Raw genomic sequence first — 23773 nt, 5'->3', positions numbered from 1 at the left:
TACTGCCAAGGAATGCTCATGTCACTGATACTGGATGCATTGAGTCGCGCAGAGCGAGAAAAGCGCGAGCAAGCGAGCACAGCACCGGACATCCTGTCGCAGGAGCTCGCAGCGCCGCAGTCTGCAAAGGATGCGCGTATTGGGGTCTTGCTGGTGGGCGTAGCAATTCTCATCGTCGCGACTGCTTCCCTGCTTTACGTGGTGCTCCGGGATTCGTCGACTCCGTCCGTGCCTGCGGGTGCCGGGTCGCCGGCGGACACGCCGGCTGCAAAACTCGATTCTCAAGTGGTCTCTGATGATAGCAAGATGCTTTTTGCAACAGCGGGGCCGGATGCGCAGCCGGTTTCTGGGCAGACAGAAGGACAGGCAGCAGAGCGAAGAACAAAGGCAAGCATGGATCTGACGCAGAGTTCTCAGGCCGTGGCGGCGCTTTATTCACTGTCGTCGAATGAAGCTGCGGCTGACTCTCTCGAGGCCAGCGATACCGTGAGCGTAGAATCTGTCACTCAGCAAGACAGCCTCCCGGAGGCGCAGCCGGTAGCTGAAGACGTCATCGACGTTGAACAGGTATTGCGTGAAATGCGTGCCAGAAATTCTGTAGATACACTTGAATCGCATCCTGCGCCGCTTCTCAAAAATTTGACCAAGCAGTTTCGTGACCGGGTTCCCACCTTGATGTATTCCCGTCATGACTACAATACAGCGGGTACCTCGAGCGTCACGATTAACGGTGAGACGCTGAATCCAACGCAGCGTACCCGCGGCGTGGAAGTCCGGGAAATTCTCTCAAACTCGGTGATACTTCGTTTTGAAGGCGCCGACTTCCGGTTGAAGTCGCTAAACAGCTGGGTAAATCTTTGAAGGCGTGCTTCTGCGCTTTGTCGAAAGCGTCTCGGGCTCAGTTGATCTCGAGACGAAGATCAATGCGCTTGAAAGCCTCTTGCTGCTCAGATAGTTCCTGGGCTGTGAGGGGGTGTTGCTCCAGCCAGTCGCTGGGGAAATCCAGTCGCAAGCTCTTTGCGGAAGCTTTGATAGTGAAGTCCGGGAGATGCTCTAACGGTTCCACGTATTTAAAAAGCGTAGCGAGTCGCAGCAATGCCACCAGTCTTTGCAATCGCAGCAGCGCTGCCTCATCGCTGTCACCAAAAAGACCCTGGCGAATTTTTCCGTGCTGCCCCTCTACCAGTATCGCCATGTCCTCTTGCTCGTGTTGCGGAAAGCCTGGAAGGTCTGAGTTGCGCAGCAAATAGGCGCCATGACGGTGATAGTGCTTATGCGCGATGGCTTTGCCGATCTCCTGAGACAGTGCTGCCCAGACCAGTAGCTCACGATCACTAATTTCCAAATCCCAGGATTTATAGCTTGCGTCAAACAGCATACGAGCCCTGCGCGCCACTAACTGAGACGACTCTTCGTCCACGTGATAACGCTGCATCAGGCCCAAGATGCTGCGCTCGCGCACATCTTCATGGCTGAGACGTCCCACAAGATCGTAAACAACACCTTCGCGGAGTGCGCCGCGAGAGCTTCGCATTTCGTCGATTTCAAGAACGTCGAATATGGCTTCGGCGATGGCGACACCGGCAGCAATCACTGTTCGGCGCGCTTCACTGAGTCCTTCAAGATTGATATCGTCAAAATGTTTGAACTCAAGGAGCGTTTTGCGCATGCGTTGGAGGCCTTTGCGCGTTATTCCTCCATGGGCCCATTCCTGGGCTGTGAGGATGCCCTCGATCGCCTGAAGGGTTCCTGATGAGCCCACGGCTTCTACCCAGTGTTTACTACGGAACTGTTTCCGGATATGCGAGACCTCTACACAGGCACGGTCATAGGCTGAATTGTAGTTTGACTTGCTCAGTAGTGAGTCTTTAAAACAGTCGCGACTATAGGTAACACAGCCCAGTTGCAGGCTTTCGAGTCTGCGGGGCTCAAACCGCTCGCCGATGGCGAACTCTGTACTGCCGCCGCCGATATCAACAACCAATCGCGACCGGGTGTCGTCTGCAAGCGTATGGGCGACGCCGAGATACACAAGCCTCGCTTCTTCACGGCCATAGATAACGTCGATGGGTGCACCTAGGATGCGCCGGGCGGCCTCTGTGAACGTGCGTCGATTACTGGCTCGGCGCAGAGCACTGGTACCCACTACCCGAATCCGCTGGGGTTCCACGCTTTGCAGGAGTTGTGCAAAACGACTGAGACACTCTAAACCGCGATCGATAGCCTCTCGAGAGAGCCGGTCGCCTTCGAGTCCGGCTGCAAGCTGGACCTTTTCTGAGAGTGCCTGCGCTGGACGTATCTCTCCCTGCTCCAGTCGGGCGATGAGTAGATGAAAAGAATTGCTGCCCAAATCCACGGCGGCCAACAGGCTGCCGTCACGCAAGCCCTCAGGGTTTTCCTGCAGGTCTGTGCGTTCTTTGGTTTTTGTCTGAGATTCTTCCAAGAGCTTTGTTTCACTGCACCGCATAATCAGGGGTGAGTTTATCGAAGAGCGCCTCCAGCCGCACTCGAAAAACGTTCAGAACGGGGCGGTCTTTAACTGTCGCCCTCGGCTTTTAGGGCTTCGATCTTCTCACGAAGGGCCTCGGCCTCAGCTGTAAGTGTTGAATAGAGACGGATGTTGCCATTGCGCTGGGCTTGAAAAGCTTGAGTTAAAAGCGATTCATGCTCTTTCTGCCACTTTTTTAATGGACTTCCCTTAAATAAGCTAAACACGATATGGAGCCTCCCGACTGTCGATGTTGCTTTGTCATACGTCGCGAACCGTCGAAGGGATTCAAAGCAGTTGCCAAACCCCGGTTCAAATCACCTGGCTCACAATTCTGGGTACGCGCTTGGGCATTCCCGCGAGTAACTCGTAGCCAATAGTGCCCGCATGCTGGGCAATCTCGTCAACGCCGGGTTCAGAGCCCCAAAGAACTGCACGGGATCCTATTTGAACCGCTGGATGGTCTGTTACGTCTACGGTAATCATATCCATTGATACACGTCCTGCGAGGGGAAGGCGGTGGCCTTCTATCAAAACCGGTGTTCCATCGGGCGCATGCCGAGGATAACCATCGCCGTAACCAGCGGCAATCGTTGCTATTCGCGAGGGTCTCTGCGCTTCCCAGCGACCGCTGTAACCCACACGCTCCCCCTGGGGTACATCTCTCAAACTAATAACCTCGGCACTAAACTCCATAGCAGGTTTGAGCTTCAAGTCCGCGGATGTGGCGACGGCAAGGGGGGAGCCGCCGTAGAGCATGTAGCCCGGGCGGACCCAGTCACGGTGGCTCGCTGGTGCGCGGAAGATGGCGGCTGAATTAGCGGTGCTTTGGGCGAACTCTGTTTGAGACACCGCGTCGTCAAAACACGCAAGCTGCTCACGCACACCGTTCTCGCCCGGAAGGTCCGCGCTGGAAAAGTGAGTGCACAGCACCAGTTCTGGTGCGTTAATCCTGGGAGCGAGCCGCGAGAGGACCTCAGGGACTAGCTGCGGGTTGAAGCCCAGGCGGTGCATGCCCGTGTCAATTTTTACCCAGCATGAGAGTCCTGTATCAATGCCGCTGTGTTCGAGCCACTCCAGTTGATGCATCTCGTTAATGCACAGAGTGATATTTTTATCGGCAGCCTCGCCAATCTCGTCGGAGCTTTGTGGTCCCTCTAGCATGAGTATGGGCTGACTGGTGTGGCGGCTGCGTAGGCTCAGTGCTTCCTCAATACACGCTACGGCAAAGCCATCCACGCAACTGGCTAAGGCATCACTGCTAATGCCCAGGTCATGGCCATAGGCATCCGCTTTGACGCAGGCCATGATTCGCGAATCAGGAGCTAGTTCGCGAACACGGCGCGCGTTATGGCGGATATGTTCAGGAAAGATTCTGGCAAACGTTGGTCGAGCCACCTTAATACTCGTAGCGGTGCTGACTGAATAATGTTTCTGCTTCAAGCCATACGTCGCCGACTTCACCCGTGCCTACAGACTGGCCTTCGATGGACACGACGGGGGCGACTTCTTTGCTAGAGCTGGTGAGCCAGACTTCGTCTGCATTTTCGACCTCGTCGCGATGTATCACTCGCTCCTCAACTTTGCGCGAGGAGTGTTTTTTTAACATATCCAAAAGCATCAGTCGCGTAATGCCCGGAAGCTTTTGGTGATCAAGAAGCGGCGTCGCTATCACCCCATCTGTTACGACGAATACGTTGCAGGCAGCGGCCTCGGTGAGTTCATTGGCTGCATTGAACAGTATTGTCTCGTGGTGGCCTCGAGCATAGCCGTGCTGGTAATGGAGGACGTTGCCCAGCAACGACGTGGACTTGATGTTGCAGCGCTGCCAACGGAGATCCCGCGTCGCTGAGACTTCGTAGCGTTTTGCAGATGCCTTATCCGGCTGAGGTGGTGGTGGAATGTCAAACGCAAATGCAAAGCGCGTTGCTTCAATGCCCACGGGCATCGCGTGGTTACGTTTGCTGTCCGCGCCTCGACTAATCTGAATATAAATACCCAAATTATCACCGTCATTGGAATTGGCGAGTTGTTCAATAATCGCGCTCCATTCGGGATGATCAACTCTCATGGATAGCTCAATGGCATCCAGGCCTTCCTGCATTCGCGAGAGATGTAGGCCAAGACCAACGCTTCTTCCGCTGTAGGATGGGATGACCTCATAAATGCCGTCTCCGAAGAGAAATCCTCGATCCATGGGTGAGATTTTTGCCTCACTCATCGGCATAAACTCGCCATTTAAGTAAACCTGATTCATGGTGTTGGATACTCCTTCGTACGATCCAGCTGAGCCACCAAGCGGTGTAGCTGATCCAATAAATCGGCGCCTGCCGCCGCGGGCAAACCATCTTCGGTGAGGGTGTTCTCTCGCGTCACACCGTCCACACTGCCGCGCTCAGACAGGTAGCGAAGCGTTTCGTGATGCGAAATCGCCTGAATTAGTGGCGTTTCTGTGAGTGCTTCCAGTGCGGCTATCAACGCGTAAGCACCCCAATTTGAGACATCGGCGACGAGTAACTCATCACAGTTTGTCGCCGCAGCGTGAATGTCCAGAGCACTGACTTCTGCGCTGAGCTTACCCATACCTATCTCATTGCCGCCGTCGCCAATAGCAATGCTGGGGCAGGTTTGAAGCCTAAGATAGTAATCAAATACGGCGCAGCATGGAGAGATGTCTTCACCACGCATATTGTAGTAGCGATTATCCTCAGCAAGGCCCGGGCGCTCAATGGATACAACGACATCAGGTTTGATCAAGGCAAGATTTTTCTGTGCTTCTACACGTCCCTCATCAATGCTGAAGGCGCTCAGCTTAAGGACACGGAAGTCGCCAGCTAACGCGCTGGCAAGGGGGTCTGCGCAGGCAATATGGCAGGTCTTTCCCAGGGACTCCAAGGCCCGGTAAAGCGCGATGGCGCCCAGAGGTCCATCAGTCTCAAAGGTGTCGGTTACGGGGAAGCCCGTGCCGATCAGTACCGTCTGCGCCTGTTCTAGAATCCGCGCCGCACGTAAGGAGTAGCCGGGGGTGAGTGCCGGGCGCAATTCCGCCATGCGCCGGAGGTTTCTCTGCACCAACAACTGTTCAATGGCTTCGGCCAGATCAAAGAGTGTCATCGTGGTGTGGACTCCAGCTGTCTAGATCGTTCAAAAGCTTCGGCCAAATGCAAAGCATTGTGTGCATAGTCTTCGGAGATAGGCGTGAAAATAACCGTATCACCGGGTCGCAATTGCGCAAGCGCAGAGCAGTCCAGGGACAGCGCGCAGCCAATTTTTGGATAGCCGCCAATAGTCTGCCGGTCGTTGAGAAGGGCTATGGGTTGACCATCTGCCGGTATTTGAATGGCACCGGGTGCAATCCCCTCGGAAAGAATGCCTTGAATGTCACAAGCTATAAACGGACCTTCTAAGCGGTAACCCATGCGATCGCAGCGATCGGTGACCAGGTATTCGCTGCCAAAGAAGCGTCGCTGCTCTAGCCGAGGGAAATGCGCATATTGATAGCCTGGTATGACGCGCACGGTAGCCCGGTGGTGATAGTTTGGTCGCATTCGAGGTGGCAGCCATAAATGCTGTGTGGGGTCGGCAGCATGAATAGGTAGTCGATCGCCCACGGCGAGCCTCTGGCCATTGATTCCGCCAATGCCCTCACGCACCACCGTGGAGCTGCTGCCGAAGCTTTCGACAATATCAAAGCCGCCACGTACCGCCAGGTAACTGCGGCAACCGGTTTCACTAAAACCCAGGTTTACTTCTTCTCCCGCAGCGACATCAATAACGGACCATAGCGCTTGTTCCTTGCCGTCAATGCTCAGCGGCAGCGTAGCACCGGTGACCGCTATCTGTGTTTCGGCCATGGCTCGCACCGCAAGCCCGCCAAAACTCACTTCAATCAGCGTGGCATCCTTTGGATTCTTAAGCAGACGGTTGGCCAGAGAAGCGGCGAGGGGGTCCATGGGGCCGCCTGTGGTCAATCCAATGGCCGCCTGGGCGAAGCGTCCGCGATCCTGCAGTAGACTCAGAAGTCCCGGCTGAACAACTTCCAGTGCGCTCATAAGTCACCGCCAGCGGCGATGAATGCCGATCGGTCGATCGGTGTAAAGCGCACGCGGTCGCCTACATGGACCGGCATGGGCTCCTCCGCGAGAGGATCAAACATTTTTAGAGGTGAACGCCCAATGAGATTCCATCCCCCCGGCGACGACGCGGGGTACACTGCCGTTTGTCGGTCAGCGATGGCGACGGCTCCTCGAGGCACGCTCTGTCGGGGTGTGCTTAGGCGCGGAGCAGCAATGCGTGTATCGACGTCGCCGAGGTACGCGAAACCCGGAGCAAAGCCAATCGCATAGACGCGATACTCCTGCTCGCTATGTATGTCTATAACCTCCTGAATTGAGAGTCCCTTGCTACTGGCTAGGTTTTCGAGATCCTCGCCACTTTCGGACGAGTAGTAAACGGGTATTTCGACGACTCGACCACTGCTCGCAACAACCGTTGTGAGGTCAGATAAACAATTCCTGATGCATTGACTGACATGATAGCGATCAGTGCGTAAGGGATCGAAAAGCACAAGTAGCGAGGCATAGGAGGGGATGAGTTCAACGAGGATGTTACCCAGAGACCGGCGAAGCGCATCGCCGAGTGCCTGTACTCGGGCTGCCACTTCGGGCGAGCTCTCGGTGCCCAGATACACTATCAGTGCCGCTTCCCCCGCGCACTGAATACGTGCTGACTTAGGCATCTGCTAAGAGTTCCCGGATTTCACGAATGGCTTGAACACCTTCAGCGTTGTCGCCGTGAACACAGAGGGTATCTACCTGCAGCGCTAGAGTTTTTCCGGACACAGTCGTAACTGTGGAGTCGCGTGTAAGCTGCTCTACTTGAGCCAGCATACGTGCTCGATCGTGGACTGCTCCGGGCTTGCGTCGCGATAGCAAGCGGCCATCGTCGTCGTAGCAGCGGTCGGCAAAAGCCTCAAACCAAAGAGCTAGTCCCAAGGCCGAGGCTTCCTTGAGGTGCTGATCGACAGCAGGAGTTGCTTGAAGCATTAAACGGAGAGGTTTTGCATAAGCCGCGACAGTCTGCATCACCGTGTCGCGAACTGCGGCGTCGGCCATCATGTCGTTGTACAGCGCGCCATGGGGTTTTACGTACTCGATGTTGACGCCCGTTGTTTGAGCCATGCCATCGAGCGCTGCGATTTGGTAGAGCAAAGCACTACGAAGCTCTTCGGGGGAAAGCGCCATACTGCGCCTGCCAAAACCCACGAGGTCCGGATACGCAGGATGCGCGCCGACACAAACATTGTGCTGCGCAGCAAGCTTTAGCGTTTTTTCCATGGTGACAGGATCGCCGCCGTGAAAGCCGCAGGCCACGTTAGCTTGATCCAGAAAGGGCATAACGTCTTCATCCAGCCCCATAATCCAATTGCCGTAGCTTTCGCCCAAATCACAATTCAGCAGCACCTGCAACTCTCCTAAAAAATAGCCAGCTCGGCATTTCGTTTGTCTGTGACCAGCATGCAACCCGGAGTATGGGTGATGGCCAGTGGTGGGGCAGCGTTTTCTAAGGCCACTTGAGGTGTGACGCCGCAGGCCCAGTACAGTGGGATTTCGCCCTCCCGAATACTCACAGCGTCACCGTAATCTGGTGTGCCAATATCAGCTATACCGATGGCAGCGGGATCACCGATGTGCACGGGCGCACCGTGTACCGCGGGGAATCGGCTGCAAATTTGGATAGCGCGTATCGCATTGGCAGGCGAGAAAGGCCGCATACTGACCACCATGTCGCCAGTAAACGGTCCTGCGGGCTCGCAGGGAATGTTAGTTCGGTACATCGGTACATTGACGCGCTCTGTGACATTGCGTACATCCAGTCCTGCGCCAATGAGAGCCTCCTCGAAAGAGAATGAGCAGCCCAGTGCAAAGGTCATGAGATCGTCGTTCCACAGACCCACAATATCGCCGCGCTCTTCGGCCAGCACGCCATCGCGAAACACTCTATAGGAGGGTATGTCGCGGCGCACATCGATGTCGCCAAGTGTTGCCAGGCCTGGATCCCCGGGTGTCGAACTACAGGCAATCAGAGGGCAGGGTTTTGGGTTGGCCTGACAAAAACGCAGAAAGTCAGCGGCCCACTTTGATGGAAGTATCACGAGGTTACATTGCACAAAGCCTGCGGCGAGACCGGATGTGTTGCCGGTAAAACTGCCGTTTCGAATGCGTTCTCGAAGTGCTGAGGGTGAGATGTCTGTAAGTTCTGTCACGATGTAGACCCTCCGTGGAGTCTCGAATTCTTGGGCTGGCTGAACCCTTGCGATTGTTTCTAAGGTGACGCTTGAGATGTTTCCTAAGACTGGTCATGCGATGGCGGTGGGCAGAGTACCTGAGCGGCAGAATTTTCTATAGTATCTACATACTTACCAAATAAAAATCCAGAGGATCTACTGATGCCGCATCCTAGCGAGACCGCCAAACTTTATCCGCACAAGCCAGCCATCATTATGGGCAATAGCGGCACAATGGTGACCTATCGAGAGCTCGACGAGCGCTCTAATCAGGCGGCTCAACTCTTTAGATCACTTGGACTCAACAAGGGCGACCATATTGCCTTGATGTTGGAGAATCGCCGGGAGTATCTCGAAATATGTTGGGGTGCTCAGCGCGCGGGACTTATTTACACGCCGATCAGCAGTCACCTGCAAGCCAATGAAACGGCCTATATTTTGGAAAATTGCGGGGCGGGCTTGTTCATAGCGTCTCCCGCGGTGGCAGCGGTCGCGGAGGATGCTGTAGCGAGTGCTTCTGGCGTGAACCATCGATTCATGGTTGGTGGTATCCGTCCCGGCTTCGAGTCCTGGGAGGAGGCCGTGGACGGCCAGCCTGATACAGAGATTGAGGATCAGGCAAACGGAGTGCCGATGCTCTATTCCTCGGGGACGACCGGGCAGCCGAAAGGTGTTTTTGTGCCGCCTGATTCTGATGACGTGCATACGCCGCATTTTCTCTCGGGCACACTCGGTGCGGCATTTGGATTTAGCGAGGAGACGGTCTACCTGTCAGCTGCGCCGCTGTACCATGCGGCTCCATTGCACTACAACATGCTGGCGCTCTACATGGGCGGGACGACGGTTGTGATGGAGCACTTCGAACCTGAGCGTGCCTTGGAGCTTATCGAAGAGCATCGTGCGACTCATAGTCAATGGGTGCCCATTATGTTCGTCAGGATGCTGAAGTTACCCGAGGAGGTGCGCAGTAAGTACGATGTAAGTTCAATGCAGTTTGCCATTCATGCAGCGGCACCGTGCCCCATTGAAACCAAGGAGCGCATGATCGATTGGTGGGGGCCGGTGATTGTTGAGTACTACGCCGCAAGCGAGGCAGCGGGAGCCACTCTTATCGATTCGGCGCAATGGCTGTCGCACAAAGGTTCGGTAGGCCGGGCGATATTAGGTAAGGTGCATGTCGTTGATGATGCGGGTTTGGAGGTGCCTCCGGGTGAGGTGGGAACCATTTATTTTAGCGGCCCCCAGGCGACCTTTGAGTATCACAATGAGCCTGAGAAAACCGCGGAGTCCTATAACGAGCGTGGTTGGGCGACGACGGGAGATGTGGGGTATCTCGATGAGGAGGACTATCTCTATCTGACGGACCGGAAGCATTTTATGATTATCAGTGGCGGCGTGAACATTTACCCTCAGGAAGTTGAAAACCTGCTAATAACGCACGATAAAGTCGCGGATGTCGCGGTGTTCGGTATCCCGCACGACGAGTTTGGCGAAGAAGTGAAAGCCGTAATTCAGCCGCAGAACTGGGTGGATGCTACGGATGAAGTTGCTTTCGAACTGATGGAGTGGCTCCGTGAGCGACTCTCACACATCAAGGTTCCGCGTTCCATTGATTTTAATGAGAATCTTCCTCGTTTAGATAATGGCAAGCTCTATAAGCGCCACCTCGTAGAGGAATATCGCGCGGCTGCGCGAGACGACTCTACAAAAGAATAGGTCGTCTGAAACCGCCGCTGTCTCAGAGTCTTAGGATGGGCTCAGGGACAGCTACGGGATCTATCTCCGCCGCTGTTTCTGTCCTTAAGGGCAGGTAGAAGACCGGCAGTACAAACAGGGTAAACAGCGTTCCTATCAGCATGCCTGCAGTGATCGTTAGACCTATACCAAATCGCGCGTTTGCCCCGGGTCCGCTTGCGAGCACCAACGGGAGGACTCCCAGGACCGTTGCAAAGGTAGTCATAAGGATTGGACGCAGACGTAAGGTTGCGGCCTGGAGTACAGCGCTACGACGATCGTGGCCTTGACGAACCAGTTGGTTGGCGAATTCGACAATCAAAATGCCGTGTTTGGCAATCAGTCCGATCAGTGTTAATAGTCCAATTTGCGTGTATATGTTTAGAGTCATTGCACCCATAGCAATAGGCAGCATCGCGCCAAAAATTGATAGTGGTACGGCCACTAGAACAACCAAGGGGTCGCGAAAACTATTGAACTGTGCCGCGAGCACCAGAAAGATCAGTAGTAGGGACATGCCAAAAAGAATGGGGAATGTCGCGCTTTCCTGAACGTACCGTCGGGATGCACCGGTGTAGCCCGCGCGGAATCCCCGAGGTGCAATGTCTTGCAAACGTGTCTCGAGAAAACTCAGACCGTCTCCCAGTGTGTTCGGTGGCATCATCATGCCCTGCAGTGTGCTGCTATTGAGCTGTTGATATTGCGAAAGCGTGTTGGGCTCTACGCGCGTTCTCAGGCTGATGACGCTCGATAGAGGCACCAGATCTCCGCCAGTTGTACGCAGGTAATACTTCCCAAGCTCTGATTGAGTCAACCTGAAATTTCGTCCGGCCTGGGGGATAACCTTGTAACTGCGGCCTTCCCGGACAAACCGGTTTACCTCAGCTTCACCGAGCATGACTGCAAGCGTATCCGCAATGTCCTGCATTGAGATTCCCAGTCGCGCTGCCAACTCCCGGTCGATCTCCACGCTGATTTCCGGTCGATTGAAATCGAGGCTTTGCTTGACGAAAGTAAACATGCCCGACTCCCGCGCGGCGCGGACAAGCTCGTCTCCTACACGCTCTACCTCGTCGTAGCCTGCCGTGGAGGCGACGACGAAGCTCAAGGGTAAGCCCGAATCCGATCCCGGTAATGCCGGCGCTCCAAAGGTGAACATCTCCATACCTGCAACGCTGCCAAGCTTTGCTTGAAGCTCTCGCTGTACTTCTTGTTGAGAGCGACTGCGCTCCCTCCAGGGTGTCATCTGCAGGCCGCCGAAGTTGCTGTCGGGTTCTGCCACTTGCCAAGATGACATGATCTCGGGGATATCCTTCCAGATGTCCACAACCTGACCGAGGAATACGGAGACGTAATCGAGGTTGGCATAGCTTGGCGCAGAGCCGACGACGTAGAGGGATCCGGTGTCTTCCTCGGGAGCCAACTCGCGCTGACTGACGAGAAACAGAGCAGGCAGGCTCAGAAAAATGCCCGCAGTAAACATCAAAACGGCGCCACGGTTGTTCAAACAGTTCTGCAGTAACTGCTGATAGCCAAGGTTCATACTTCGAAAAAAACGGTCCAGAGCGTCGGCAAAACGCCCCTGTTCATCATGGCGACGTAAAAAACGAGAGGCCATCATGGGGCTAAGGGTTAGTGCCACCACACCGGAGACGAGCACCGCACCGGCCAGTGTTAGCGCAAATTCACTAAATAGAGCGCCTGTGAGGCCGCCGATAAATGCGATGGGGGCGTAGACAGCGGCAAGGGTTAGGGTCATAGCGATTACCGGGAGTGCCACTTCCCGGGCGCCGTCAATCGCGGCCTGCATAGGGCCGGCTCCCTTTTCGATATGACGGTGGACATTTTCGACCACCACGATGGCATCATCGACCACGAGTCCGATGGCAATTACCATCGCCAACAGTGTTAACAAGTTGAGCGAAAACCCCATGCTCAGCATGATAAACACAACACCGATAAGTGACAGTGGTATGGCCACCAAAGGAATAAGCACGACCCGCAATGAACCTAGGAACAGATAGATCACGAGGATTACAATGAGTCCAGCCTCAAGAAGGGTGCTGATCACTTCCTGTAGTGCATCATCAATTGCAACGGAGCTGTCCCAATCCATAATCAATTCAATGTCGGCGGGAAGGTTTGCCGCTATGGAGGGGAGGACTTCATGCACGGCGCTGGATACAGCAAGTGGGTTGGCATCCGGCGCTGTGCTGATCGACATAAAGACCCCATCTCTTCCGCTAGTGGCGCTGCGGGTCTGATTGTTTTCAGCGGCGAGTTCTACTTCGGCCACATCGCCAAGCCTTACCTGTTTGTCTTGATCCTGCCGCACGACTAATGCTTGAAACTCTTCTGCGGTGCGCATACCAGTGACGGCATCCACCGTGACGCGCACCCATCGGCCTTCGGTTGCCCCTGCAGTACTGATGACATTGTCACGCCGAATCGCTGCGTTGACGTCATTCGCCGTTACATTCAGTGCTGCCATGCGAACTGGATCAAGCCAGATGCGCATCGCCAGATAACGACCAAAAATACCGGCCTTGCCGACGCCCTCAATCGTGGCTAACTCAGGTTGCACGCTGCGGAGAAGGTAGTCAGTGATTTGAAACGGCGTCATTTGCTCACTTACAAATGCGAGGTACATCATCGCATCACCGCCGCTGGTGGTTGAGATCACCGGATCCAGTACATCGTCTGGAAGCTCATCCCGGGCCTCGTTCACTTTGGCGATGACTTCGGTGAGCACGTTTGAGGTTTCTTCACCGAGGCGCACGTGAACCGAAATGGACGAGACCCCGGGATTGCTAGATGAGCTGATGTATTCAACGCCTCTAGCGCCCGCAATGTTCACCTGTAGTGGAGTGGTTACAAAGCCCTGGATAGTTCTGGAATTTGCCCCCGGATAAACGGTGGTGACAGAAATCACGCTGCGTTCGAGTTCTGGGAACTCCCGCAGCGTAATCTTGGCCAGCGACGCAAGTCCTGCAATGAGGATCAGCGAGCTGAGCACGATGGACAGTACGGGTCGTTGTATAAATATGTCTGTGAAGCGCATAGCTAGATACCGGCATCGGGGTCAATTTGTACGCGAGCGTTGCGATACAGTTTGTTTTGCCCCGCTGTAACAACGCGCTCCCCATGTGCAACACCACTGGCGATAGCCACTTCACCGTTGTTAGCCGCGATGGTTTTCACAACTCTCGGACTCACGAAGAGGCCTTCATCATCTTCTTCGATCACGTACACAAGGTTACCCTGCAGCGAATAACTTACGGCTGTTTCGGGCACAAATACGCGCTCCGTCTCGCGATTGAGGTCGATAACAAGTCCCGCGAACATGCCCGGTAGCAGTCCTTCACCTTCATCCACGCTGGCGCGAATCTGCAAATTCCGGGTGTTCTCATCAACTTGGGAGTCCACTGCCCGCAAGGTCGCTAGAAAAACACGGTCGGGATAAGCGGCAGTACGCAGGTTAATAGTCAGTCCCGGTTGCATCAAGGGGGCGTAGCGATCCGGTACCGAAAAGTCTAGCTCCAGTTGTGACAGGTCCTGCAGTGTTACCAAGGCCGTGCCGGCCTCCACGTAGTCTCCAAGGCGTACCTGAAAAATCCCAAGTCGTCCCGGAAAAGGCGCACTGATACGCTTGTTCTTGAGGGTGGCGTCCACTTCAGCGAGTTCTGCCTGCGCGGACTGCAAATCCGCACGCGATTGGTCCAGTTGGCTTTGGGGAATGGAGTTTTCTTTGATCAAACGGGCATCTCGCTGATACAGCTGATCTGCGAGGAGCAAGCGCGCTTCCAGCCGTTGTCGCGTGGCGACTTCAAACTCCTCGTCGATGCCGATTAAGGATTGGCCGAGGTCGACGTTGTCCCCGGATTCCACGTGTATCGCGGTGATATCTCCCGTGGTCTCCGCCGTCAGTAATATTCCCCGTGCAGCACGAATGGTCCCTACAGCATCAATGGTCTCGCGCCAGGGCCGGGACTCAGCGGTGTTTGCAGCTATGGTGATGGGAGGTGCAGCGTAGTCTCCAGAAGCCATGGCGGAGAATCTCTGCTGGATGTAGAGGGCAGTGCCTCCGAGCAGTACCAGAAGAAGGGCGGCGACGACAAGATAGGCGCGCAAAACAGTATCCTTTATTTAGGCGATAGCCGATCGGTGTTACTGAAGTTTAGAGTCTGTACGGTCCAAATGCATCATGATATGTGATGGGAGTGCTAGGCTTGGCTCTTTGGTTTGTTACTTTAGGTAATGTTTATAGCGCTTAAAGGTGCGTTATGCTGCGCACATACCCGCTTGCGCACCAGGAGAACCGATGTCGTCGCGAAAGCTTAAAAAGATTGAGAAAACTATGGATGCGGCCCTGAATTACGAGGATTGGTCGGACATCGCCATGCTGCATGACGAACAAAGTGGTGCTAAGCGCTGGCGTGATGTGGACCAGAGTCGTCAGTACGATTACGCGCAGATTCGCCTGCGCCTTGATCGTCTGCGGAGTCTCCGGGTTCGCAATGACTATCAGGGACTTATGTTTACTCTGAATGAGGGTATCCACGGGAACATGGGTGGTATGGGGCGCAGTTCATTGTACCGCCGTGCGAAGTATGGGACCAAGCAACTCATCGAACAATACATCGATGAGGTTGACGATGCCCTTCGCTATCTGGCTGACCTGGACGTCAAAGAGATTGATATTCGGCAGAAAATGGATTTTTTCTACCGGTCGAATATTTGTTTTGGACGCTCGGCGCTAATGCTCAGCGGTGGTGGCGTACTGGGTTTTTACCATTTGGGGGTTGTGAAGACGCTGCTTGAACAGAATCTACTGCCTCGGGTGATTTCCGGCGCTAGTGCCGGTTCCCTGGTGGCCGGCGTCGTCGGTACGCACACGGACAAAGAACTTAAGCATTTTTATGATCCGGCAAATGTTTATTTTGAGGCTGAGCGGGAAGCGAGTGTTTTTTCGCGGATGTTTTTAGGTAGCAACCCACAGATTGATGTGGGGGACCTTGAGCAGATTATTGCGCGGCTTGTGCCGAACCTGACGTTTCAGGAAGCCTACGAGAAGACCGGACGGCAAATCAGCATTACCGTTGCTCCCGCAGAGCCTCACCAGCGCTCGCGACTCCTCAATGCGATTACCTCTCCTAATGTGTTTGTACGATCAGCAGTGATGGCTTCCTGTGCGGTGCCGGGCGTTTTCCCGCCGGTAACACTCATGGCCAAGAACGTGCACGAGGAGGCGCAACCTTATCTACCCACACGTCGTTGGGTAGACGGTAGTATTGCTGATGATCTGCCAGCCAAGCGTTTGTCGCGGCTATACAGTACCAATCACTATATCGTGAGCATGGTAAACCCTATAGCCACACCGTTTCTAAACGGCGGTAAAGAGCGTAGTCAACTGACTCGCGCTCTTGGTTCGCTTGGGGTGGGCATGGGGCGAGAGATGCTTAACTTCTATCGAGGGGTGGCGCAGCGACAAGGCGATACCTGGCCGCGTTTTAACCTGTTGCTCAATGGCGTGCATGCACTCATGGATCAGGAGTACAGTGGTGATATTAATATTGTGCCGAGTTTCCGTTGGTATAATCCGGGCAAGATCCTCGCGCATTTATCTGAAAAAGAACTCATGTATTTGATGGAAGCCGGTGAGCGATCTGCGTTTCCTGCTGTGGAATCGATTCGCACTTGTACAAAGATCTCACGCACCATGGAAGAGATTCTGCACCGCTTTGAGTACGGTGACTTACGGCCTCAGGGGGATGTTTATCAGCGGCCGCGAGCCTCGCGTCGTCGCCCTGCGCCCACGCGTTCGGATCGGGAAGCGATGCGCGAGACCGGCTCGCAGCGCTTGGGCAAAACAGCAGCTGCTGCAGCTGTAAAGCCGGCACGTAAGACTGCGGTAAAAAGGGCGCCGAAAAAAGCAGCTAAGGGCCAGGCGCAAAGTTCACGCCTGGCGGGTCGAAGATCTAAAGAGAGTGAGCCGGTGAGTGATGCCGCCTGATCACTTGTCGATGTAAAGAACACCCATCTCAGCCAGGGGCTCTACCAAAGCGCCCTTGGCGGTTGCCTCAGCACTTGATGCGGTACCGATGAGAGAGCGTTTTTTAACGCCCTGCAAAATCGCTGCCAGGCGGAAAAAGCAGAACACCAGATAAAAACTCCAATGCGCAATATCGGCACGGCCGGTGCGCTCGCAGTAGCTGGCAACGTATTCATCGTCGGATGGGATGCCCAGGGCTGGTCGGTCACAGCCGGTCAGTCCCCGCAATCCGTCCCCGACGGGCATCTGCCACGCCATAACCTGATACGAGAGATCCGCGAGGGGGTGACCAAGTGTTGATAGCTCCCAGTCGAGAATGCCGATAATACGGGGTTCAGTAGGATGGAACATCAGATTGTCCAGACGAAAATCCCCGTGTACCAGTCTTACCAGACCATCGTCCTCGGGCATGTTTGTAGGCAACCATTCCATCAATCGCTCCATCGCCGGACTGTGCTCGGTTTCAGAGGCGCGGTACTGCTTGGTCCAGCGACCGAGTTGGCGCTCAAAATAATTCCCGGGCCTGCCGAAGTCTTGGAGGCCGACACTCGCGGGGTCAACGCTATGAAGTGCGGCGAGCACCCTGTTCATATCATCGTAAATCGCGGTGCGCTCCTCGTTTGATGCCACTTCCGGTAACTCAGGATTCCAAAACACACGACCCTCGAGATACTCCATGATGTAGAAAATGGACCCGATGACACTATCGTCTTCGCACAGTAAATAGGTTTTCGCTACCGGGACATCGGTATCCCAAAGTGCGCTGAGAACACGATACTCTCGGTCCACCGCATGCGCCGACGCCAAAAGTTCTCCCGGTGGTTTTCGCCGCAGAACCCACTTCTGGGTGTCATCGCTGAGCAGGAAAGTCGGATTCGACTGACCGCCGGCAAATTTTTCGGCGCGCAACTGTCCGGAAAATCCAGGCAACTTGTCTTGCAGGTAAGTTTGAAGTGCTTCGAGGTTAAGAGTTTGTGTGCTCATGATCTGCTCTGACTATCGTCCGAGCGGGCGAGTTTGCAGCAGCTTGCCCGCGCTTGCAATTGTAAGACGCTCGGTGGATTTGTGAAGGGGGTGTTCTGGGCGGTGAAAAGTTGTCACTTCGCTGCTCTACGGCTATGCTCCTGAGCCGAAAGTGGCTGCACTGGACTTTGCCAGCCGCTCATAAAATAAGACACCACAGGGAAGAGATATGTACGCAGAGCTAAAGAAAGCTTGGGGCGAATTTACAGCGCCGGGACAAATGTTTGAAGTCCATCGAGCGACGGTGAACGGTGTAGGGATCCTGAGTTATGTGCACGCGCCGAATTCCCTGAGGGATCTCTGGCTAGCTTCGGCGGGACATGGTGACAACGATTACCTGATTTATCAGGACGAACGAATCAGTTATACCGAGGCGCACCGCCGTGTTGCCTCGGTTGCGAATGCTCTGGCGGGCCTAGGTGTTAAGCCCGGTGATCGCGTCGCTATCGCGATGCGCAACTACCCTGAATGGATGTTGGCCTATTGGGCGATCACAAGCATGGGTGCAGTGGTGGTCGGCATGAATGCCTGGTGGGTTCCCCATGAAATGGGGTACGCGCTGCAAGATTCGGAACCCAAGGTGCTTATCGCGGATGAGGAGCGGCTCCAACGGTTTGATGAGTTGCGAGACAAGTTTAGTGCGATGCGTGTAGTCGCAGTGCGGCCTAAAGCCGAGGTTCCCGATTGGGCTGAAAGTTGGGAGACGCTGGTGGCAGGAGGGGGAGACCTTCCCGATGTGCAGATCGATACAGATTCTGATGCCTGTATTTTTTATACTTCAGGAACGACTGGACGCCCCAAAGGCGCTCAGCTAACGCATCGAGGTTGTGTTAACAATGTAATGAACGTCGCTTTCATCAACTCCGTGCAGCCAAGAGCCCTGGCCTATGCCGCTGGAGTAGAGCCCGCTGCGCCGGGTAGTGATGCCCCGATTCGGGCCTTGGTGGCGACGCCGCTTTTCCATGTTACCGCCAATAACTGCGTAGCCCATGCGGCAACGCTAGTGGGCGGGTGTTTGGTGCATATGTACAAGTGGGACGCTGGAGAGGCGCTGCGTCTCATCGAAAGTGAAAAGATATCTACTTTTAGTGCGGTGCCAATGATGACGCGCGAGATCATTATGCATCCGGATTTTGCGGCGCGAGACGTGTCGTCTCTCAAAACTATTGGTGGCGGCGGAGCAGCGATGCAGCCGGACCTGGTAGGCAAGGTACCAGTGGCAATGCCCGGTACACGCCCAAACACGGGGTACGGTATGACCGAAACCTGTGGAATTATTGCAGCCCTCGCGCTGGAATTCTTTCTCGATCGACCGACTAGCGTCGGACCGGCGATGCCAACGTTTGAAGCTAAGTGTATTGACGCAGATGGAGTTGATTTGCCTGCCAATGAAATAGGTGAGCTGGTGGTACGAGGTGCGCCGGTCGTTCGGGGTTACTTGAACCGTCCTGAAGCTACTGCCGAAAGCATTGTTGATGGATGGTTGCGCACTGGCGATATCGCCTACATCGATGATGATGGTTTTATCTATCTTGTTGATCGCGCTAAAGACATGGTTCTTCGGGGTGGCGAAAACGTGTACTGCGCAGAGGTTGAGAATGCCTTGTTTCACCATGACGCAGTTGCTGAGTGTGTCGCCTTTGCAGTGCCCGACGAGCGTTTAGGAGAAGAAGTCGGTGCTGCTGTTTATGTTGTGCCGGGCGAGACTTTAGATCCGGAGGCATTGCGAGCACACTGCAAGCAGTATGTCGCATCATTCAAGATTCCACGCTATCTCTGGTTGCTATCAGAGCCTCTACCCCGCAATGCGAATGGCAAGTTTGTGAAACGAGCTTTGCAGGATTCCCTGAACCTTGCGGATGCCGTTTAGAGTTTAGCTACCCACTATCATCTGCACGCCGCTCTTAACTAGATCAGCGCCAAAGCTGATAGAGATGCGAGCTGGGTCGATGCCGCCAACGGTGACCAGCTCGCGTTTTGCCGTCGCAGCCCTGGCGGTGGCCAGATCCTGAAGCGCTCCTGAGGGCAGTTCTGTGCTGTCCACGAGAGCACGCCACATCGCCGCGGGCTCCACGATCACTTGATCATCCGTTGAGTCATTGTTGATCACGGCTCCGCTTTTGTCGGGCAGCCCCTGATAACGCGTTTCCAAGGCTTCCAGGAATTTCCCCGTCTGCGCGTCTATCATTGCCTCATCAAAACCTTCTGCAAGTAGCTTTGTTCTTAGTAGGCTTTCTTTGAGTGCCGTCGCATCGCTGACAGGGTCAACTCCGCCGACGATCTGCAGGCTCAGCTGGGGGCGTTCTACAAGGGCTTCACCGAGTGCTTCCACAGCGCGTTGTGCGTTTGAATCCAAAGCACTGCTCCCGAAGGGGTAGGCAACGTTTTCCAGATCGTCATCGCTCCCAACCAGGCTGGCGAGCAGACTAAAAGGCGCGGTTATCGCCTTGACAATAATATTCGTGATGGCTCTGCCGATAATGGGGCCGAGGGAGAAGTCCGGGGAATACACGTCTCCGCTAATGGGTACAGAGAGATCGATGACACCGTCGCCGTCAGTAAGTAGCGCAATGCCGAGCTTCACTGGGGCGTCGATGGCAAACTCACTTTCCACCGGTTCACCCAGCTCCATTTGAGAGATGACTATATGGTTGTCTCCCTCGAGTGTTTGACCATCCAAGGCATAGCGAAGGTCCAGGCTCAGAGTCCCGCTATCGAGCGTGTAGCCGGCGTAGGTGCCTGCATAGGGTGACATGGTTGCAATGTCCATGCCGCGGAATGTGAAGCGCAGTTCAGCGTCCCGTCGTTCGGCAAAGGGTTTGCCACTGCCGAGAATAACCACGGGTGCATAACCGTCTACAGAGCCCTTAAACTTAAGGTTTAACGGCTTTTCAGACGTGGTATCGATGTCCTGGATATCAGCTTCTACGCCATCGATTAGTGTTTTGAAGGGCAGCGGAAGCGATGCGTCAGCAAAATCCAGGCGACCCTCGCGAAGAGCAATGTTAGCGAGCTGAACCCTCCAGGGCGCGCTTTGATCAATACTCTCTTCGACCTCAGTCACGGTAGCGTCATCGGGGCTACTTCGCACGATACCGTTGACATTAATGGTGCCATCTTCGCGAATATGCAATGACCCGGATGGCCGCTGAAGCAGGATGTTCTCGATGTTTAGCGTTTGTTGTTGCAGGTCTACACCAATGCCATCGAGTCTCAATGTTTGGAAGGTGAAAGCCTCTTCACCGGTTTCCTCAAGAACCGTACTGTAGTCGTCGATTTGTAGCACACCCAGAACGTTTGTGGGAGCAAAGTCTTGGAGGCTAACAGTCGACTGGAGCGATAAGTTGCCTCGACCAAATTTTGCGCGGGCTTGTTCGCTCACCAAAGGGTTCAGCCAGGGCAGGGGCCACTGTTGAGCACCTAGACTGGCGTTGCCATCACCGCTGCCAATGTTCAAATCTCCTGTAACATCTACAGTGGTGGTGTCGTTGATGGTTAGATTAAGACTGTAGGGACTGCGGGTCTGCGCGGGCCATTCAATCTTTGTGACTTCGATATCCAGGGGCGAGACGCGCATAAGCTCAGGTGTCAGAAACGCCGTTCGCCACAGAATTTCACTGTCACTAAGCCTAAAAGAATCGACGCTCAGTACCCACGGCGCCTCGGCTGTCTCAGTGCTGTGTTGCTCAGCCTTGGGTGCTTCTTCGGCGTTTACGGATCCTGATTGGAGATCAAACATAGCCATTAAACTAGGTTCACCTTGCTCATCAAAACCACTGACACGAAGTCCCGCCACGGTGATCGCAGTAAGATCTACAGAATGTTGGCTCAGATCGACAGCGATTCCGCTTAGTGCAAGCTCAGCCAGCTCCACAGACGTATTCTCAATGGCGCTCGAATCCTTGGGTCTGACATCTGCATCGTGAAGGCGTACTTCGCTGTCGTTCAAAGTTGCTTGGAATTCGCCGCTCCAGTCCACGTCATAGTTCAAGACGGCGCTAAATTTTGCGCTGTTCACAACGAAGGGGAGTGTCTTTGCCGCATAGCGCCACAAGGGCGTGAGGTCGATGTCTTCCAGAGTGACCTGTCCTGTGCTGGTGCCGGCGTCTACCTCAAGTTCTCCGCGCCAGCGTATGGTTCCGCCGCCATCTCCAGTGACAACCAGATCACCATTGCTCTGACGCTCGGGTACCGTGGTCAAATTCTGAGTTCGCACGCGAAAGTTGCGCTGCGCGGTGGTGTACGGGCCCGGTCGGCTCTCATCGGTGAAACGCAGGGTGTGCGCCTCTACCAATAACTCGTGGATGGTTATGCCCATAGGCTTAGTCTGGGATTCGGGGTCTGGTTCCGTCGAGCTGTTGATCAGGTCGGAAAAGTGAAAGACGCCACCCGCATCGCGAAGTACATGAACATCCAGCTGCTCAACGTAAAACGCATCTAGGACGACTCCCGGGCTCCAGAGGCTTTCGAGCGACAGGTTGATTCGCAGCGATTCAAAGCCCAGGGGTACATGACCACTAGACTCAGTGATCGTAAGATCACGCGCTTCTAGGGTCAGCGTAAACGGATTGAACAACAACAATTCACTTTTCAGTTTGCGATTGAGAGTCTCATTAACTATGCGAGGTGCCATGATATTCATGGCTGGCATGAGGACGAGTAAACACAGTAATAGGTAGCCGACGTAAGCACGCAGACTCCAGCGAATTAAAGTGCGAAGGGCAGATGGCATAGTCTGTTTCGTTCCTCGTGGTAATGCTTCCGCTGTGGGGGCAATCTAATCCATCTAGAGCTATGTTATAGCCCTTTTCGATACGCGTAGGGGGTGAGTCCGGTCCACCCCTTAAAGGCTCTGATAAACGCACTCGCTTCCGAGAAGCCAGCCCGGTAGGCCACTTCCTCGACGCTCAAAGAGCGTTTCCCCAAAAAATGTAACGCAGTATCACGACGGATATCACTTTTTATCTGTTTGAAGGTGTTTCCTTCAGCAGCGAGGCGGCGGCGTAGAGTTTGAGGGTGTAAATCGAGTGCCGCGGCCACATCAGGAAGTTCAGGCATAAACAATAGATTCTGGCGAAGCTGGGCGCGAACTCTCGCTGTCCAGCTAAAGTCATAGCTTGTGGTGAGCATTGTTAAAACCGGGTGGCGAAGATAGCGGCGCAACGACTCCGGTGTCTGCATAACGGGTTTTTGAAGGAGTGATGCTCCAAAAATCAGGCTCGTGTCGTCTTGCTCGAAACTCACTGGATTGCCGACAAACATCAATCGATAGTCGATAGCCCTGGTGCTAGGAGGATGCTCAAAATGTACTTCGCGCAGTGGCAGCTCTTCTTGCACCAGCCAGCATGCGAACCGATGCGTGTTTAACAGACAAAGTTCTGAAAAGTACGCGCCGCGGCCACTGGCCGATGATGCTAGTTCGACCCGCGCTGTCTCTCCCTCGAGAACCAGCTGTAGCGGCATTCCATTGCCCATTAACTCGAAAAAACGGCAATAGCGATGCAGCGCCTGCCCCAACGTTTGTGAAGTGATCACGGCGTGGCACATCATGTCCCAGGTGCCCAATGGAACGGCTCGCTCGGCATAGCCCAAACTTTCGTCGCCCAATGCTTGCATTGCGCTGGTCTGAAGATCGGCCAGTTGGTGGACACTAATCCGCGCCTGGGGCTCAAGGAGTAAACGGGGAGGGATGCGCTGACGGCGAAGCAGCGACTGTGTGTCTATGCCTGCATCCAAGCAGTGTTTCAGGATCGCCCGAACAAAGTGCACCGATACGGAGATCTTGTTGTTTGCGCCGCTCAAGGTTGTCCCTGGGGTCCTATTGATGATTGCAGGAGAGGACCTGTCATTTGGGGTCAATTTCTCTGTTAAGGGCAGTCATTGTTGCCTTTTGAAGCGAAAACCATACTGCGCCGCTGAATCTAGTTGATGGAAAGGAGAGTCTAATGCTGCCCCGCGCGTTTACCGAAGAGCAGGTCATGTTTCGCGATGCCTATCGCAAGTTCCTCAGCAGCGAGATTGTGCCACATATGGAATCTTGGCGAGAGGCGGGGATTGTCGATCGGGAGGCCTTCCGTAAGGCAGGGGAGCGCGGGTTTCTTATGGTGTGGCCAGATGAAAAATACGGTGGCATGGGTGACCCCGACTTTCGTTTTGAACAGGTGATCATTGAGGAAACCGCCTACGCCCG

The 23773-nt window shown here is 54.6% G+C and carries 19 protein-coding genes; 5 read left to right on the top strand and 14 right to left on the bottom strand.

Annotated elements, in window-relative coordinates; all coding sequences use genetic code 11:
• Window positions 1-18: 18 nt before the first annotated feature.
• Window positions 19-861, top strand: a complete 843-nt coding sequence (locus ACI9KD_RS04235) for a general secretion pathway protein GspB (RefSeq protein ID WP_414979912.1) — start codon at window positions 19-21, stop codon at window positions 859-861.
• Between the two features lie 37 nt (window positions 862-898).
• Here the strand turns inward: ACI9KD_RS04235 and ACI9KD_RS04230 are convergent, their stop codons facing one another.
• The 9 genes from ACI9KD_RS04230 to ACI9KD_RS04190 all read right to left on the bottom strand — a co-directional run bounded on the left by ACI9KD_RS04230 (window position 899) and on the right by ACI9KD_RS04190 (window position 8753).
• Window positions 899-2443, bottom strand: a complete 1545-nt coding sequence (locus ACI9KD_RS04230) for a Ppx/GppA family phosphatase (protein WP_414979911.1) — start codon at window positions 2441-2443, stop codon at window positions 899-901.
• Window positions 2444-2535: 92 nt separating this feature from the next.
• Window positions 2536-2715, bottom strand: a complete 180-nt coding sequence (locus ACI9KD_RS04225; protein ID WP_414979910.1) for a DUF6435 family protein — start codon at window positions 2713-2715, stop codon at window positions 2536-2538.
• 85 nt (window positions 2716-2800) lie between these two features.
• A complete protein-coding gene (gene alr, locus ACI9KD_RS04220; RefSeq protein WP_414979909.1) occupies window positions 2801-3886 on the bottom strand; it encodes an alanine racemase in 1086 nt (361 codons plus the stop codon).
• A 1-nt stretch (window position 3887) separates the two neighbouring features.
• Window positions 3888-4745: an aminotransferase class IV gene (locus ACI9KD_RS04215; RefSeq protein ID WP_414979908.1), complete on the bottom strand. Its 858-nt coding sequence runs from the start codon at window positions 4743-4745 to the stop codon at window positions 3888-3890.
• Window positions 4742-5602: a glutamate cyclase domain-containing protein gene (locus ACI9KD_RS04210; RefSeq protein ID WP_414979907.1), complete on the bottom strand. Its 861-nt coding sequence runs from the start codon at window positions 5600-5602 to the stop codon at window positions 4742-4744. The genes ACI9KD_RS04215 and ACI9KD_RS04210 overlap by 4 nt, the downstream gene beginning before the upstream one ends.
• Window positions 5599-6540: a biotin-dependent carboxyltransferase family protein gene (locus ACI9KD_RS04205; RefSeq protein WP_414979906.1), complete on the bottom strand. Its 942-nt coding sequence runs from the start codon at window positions 6538-6540 to the stop codon at window positions 5599-5601. Before ACI9KD_RS04205 ends, ACI9KD_RS04210 begins: the two co-directional genes overlap by 4 nt.
• On the bottom strand, window positions 6537-7226 hold the full coding sequence (pxpB, locus tag ACI9KD_RS04200) for a 5-oxoprolinase subunit PxpB (protein ID WP_414979905.1): 690 nt from the start codon (window positions 7224-7226) through the stop codon (window positions 6537-6539). The genes ACI9KD_RS04205 and pxpB overlap by 4 nt, the downstream gene beginning before the upstream one ends.
• The gene (locus ACI9KD_RS04195; protein ID WP_414979904.1) at window positions 7219-7950 is read right to left on the bottom strand and encodes a 5-oxoprolinase subunit PxpA; all 732 of its coding nucleotides are present in this window, start codon (window positions 7948-7950) and stop codon (window positions 7219-7221) included. Before ACI9KD_RS04195 ends, pxpB begins: the two co-directional genes overlap by 8 nt.
• An 11-nt stretch (window positions 7951-7961) precedes the next feature.
• On the bottom strand, window positions 7962-8753 hold the full coding sequence (locus ACI9KD_RS04190) for a putative hydro-lyase (RefSeq protein ID WP_414979903.1): 792 nt from the start codon (window positions 8751-8753) through the stop codon (window positions 7962-7964).
• A gap of 183 nt (window positions 8754-8936) precedes the next feature.
• Here ACI9KD_RS04190 and ACI9KD_RS04185 point away from each other — a divergent pair, with 183 nt between their 5' ends.
• Complete coding sequence (locus ACI9KD_RS04185) at window positions 8937-10490, top strand: acyl-CoA synthetase (protein WP_414979902.1); 1554 nt, start codon at window positions 8937-8939, stop codon at window positions 10488-10490.
• Between the two features lie 22 nt (window positions 10491-10512).
• Here ACI9KD_RS04185 and ACI9KD_RS04180 read toward each other — a convergent pair whose 3' ends face one another.
• Window positions 10513-13569, bottom strand: a complete 3057-nt coding sequence (locus ACI9KD_RS04180) for an efflux RND transporter permease subunit (protein ID WP_414979901.1) — start codon at window positions 13567-13569, stop codon at window positions 10513-10515.
• Window positions 13570-13571: 2 nt separating this feature from the next.
• Complete coding sequence (locus ACI9KD_RS04175) at window positions 13572-14639, bottom strand: efflux RND transporter periplasmic adaptor subunit (RefSeq protein ID WP_414979900.1); 1068 nt, start codon at window positions 14637-14639, stop codon at window positions 13572-13574.
• Window positions 14640-14829: 190 nt separating this feature from the next.
• On the opposite strand from ACI9KD_RS04175, the gene ACI9KD_RS04170 reads away from it, so the two are divergent.
• Window positions 14830-16521 (top strand): DUF3336 domain-containing protein, encoded by a 1692-nt coding sequence (locus ACI9KD_RS04170; RefSeq protein WP_414979899.1) that lies wholly within the window; start codon window positions 14830-14832, stop codon window positions 16519-16521.
• Here the strand turns inward: ACI9KD_RS04170 and ACI9KD_RS04165 are convergent, their stop codons facing one another.
• The gene (locus ACI9KD_RS04165; RefSeq protein WP_414979898.1) at window positions 16522-17544 is read right to left on the bottom strand and encodes a phosphotransferase family protein; all 1023 of its coding nucleotides are present in this window, start codon (window positions 17542-17544) and stop codon (window positions 16522-16524) included.
• Window positions 17545-17752: 208 nt separating this feature from the next.
• On the opposite strand from ACI9KD_RS04165, the gene ACI9KD_RS04160 reads away from it, so the two are divergent.
• On the top strand, window positions 17753-19453 hold the full coding sequence (locus ACI9KD_RS04160; protein WP_414979897.1) for a class I adenylate-forming enzyme family protein: 1701 nt from the start codon (window positions 17753-17755) through the stop codon (window positions 19451-19453).
• 3 nt (window positions 19454-19456) lie between these two features.
• Here ACI9KD_RS04160 and ACI9KD_RS04155 read toward each other — a convergent pair whose 3' ends face one another.
• Together ACI9KD_RS04155 and ACI9KD_RS04150 are read right to left on the bottom strand one after the other, a co-directional pair.
• On the bottom strand, window positions 19457-22315 hold the full coding sequence (locus ACI9KD_RS04155) for a DUF748 domain-containing protein (RefSeq protein ID WP_414979896.1): 2859 nt from the start codon (window positions 22313-22315) through the stop codon (window positions 19457-19459).
• Between the two features lie 65 nt (window positions 22316-22380).
• The gene (locus ACI9KD_RS04150; RefSeq protein WP_414979895.1) at window positions 22381-23385 is read right to left on the bottom strand and encodes an AraC family transcriptional regulator; all 1005 of its coding nucleotides are present in this window, start codon (window positions 23383-23385) and stop codon (window positions 22381-22383) included.
• Between the two features lie 143 nt (window positions 23386-23528).
• Between ACI9KD_RS04150 and ACI9KD_RS04145 the strand changes: the two genes are divergently transcribed.
• A partial coding sequence (locus ACI9KD_RS04145; RefSeq protein WP_414979894.1) for an acyl-CoA dehydrogenase family protein occupies window positions 23529-23773 on the top strand: 245 nt, incomplete at its 3' end.

Source organism: Congregibacter sp. (assembly GCF_047617445.1).
Taxonomy (GTDB): domain Bacteria; phylum Pseudomonadota; class Gammaproteobacteria; order Pseudomonadales; family Halieaceae; genus Congregibacter.
Note: the sequence above shows the minus strand (reverse complement) of the source record. Positions and strands in the feature narration are given on the sequence as shown.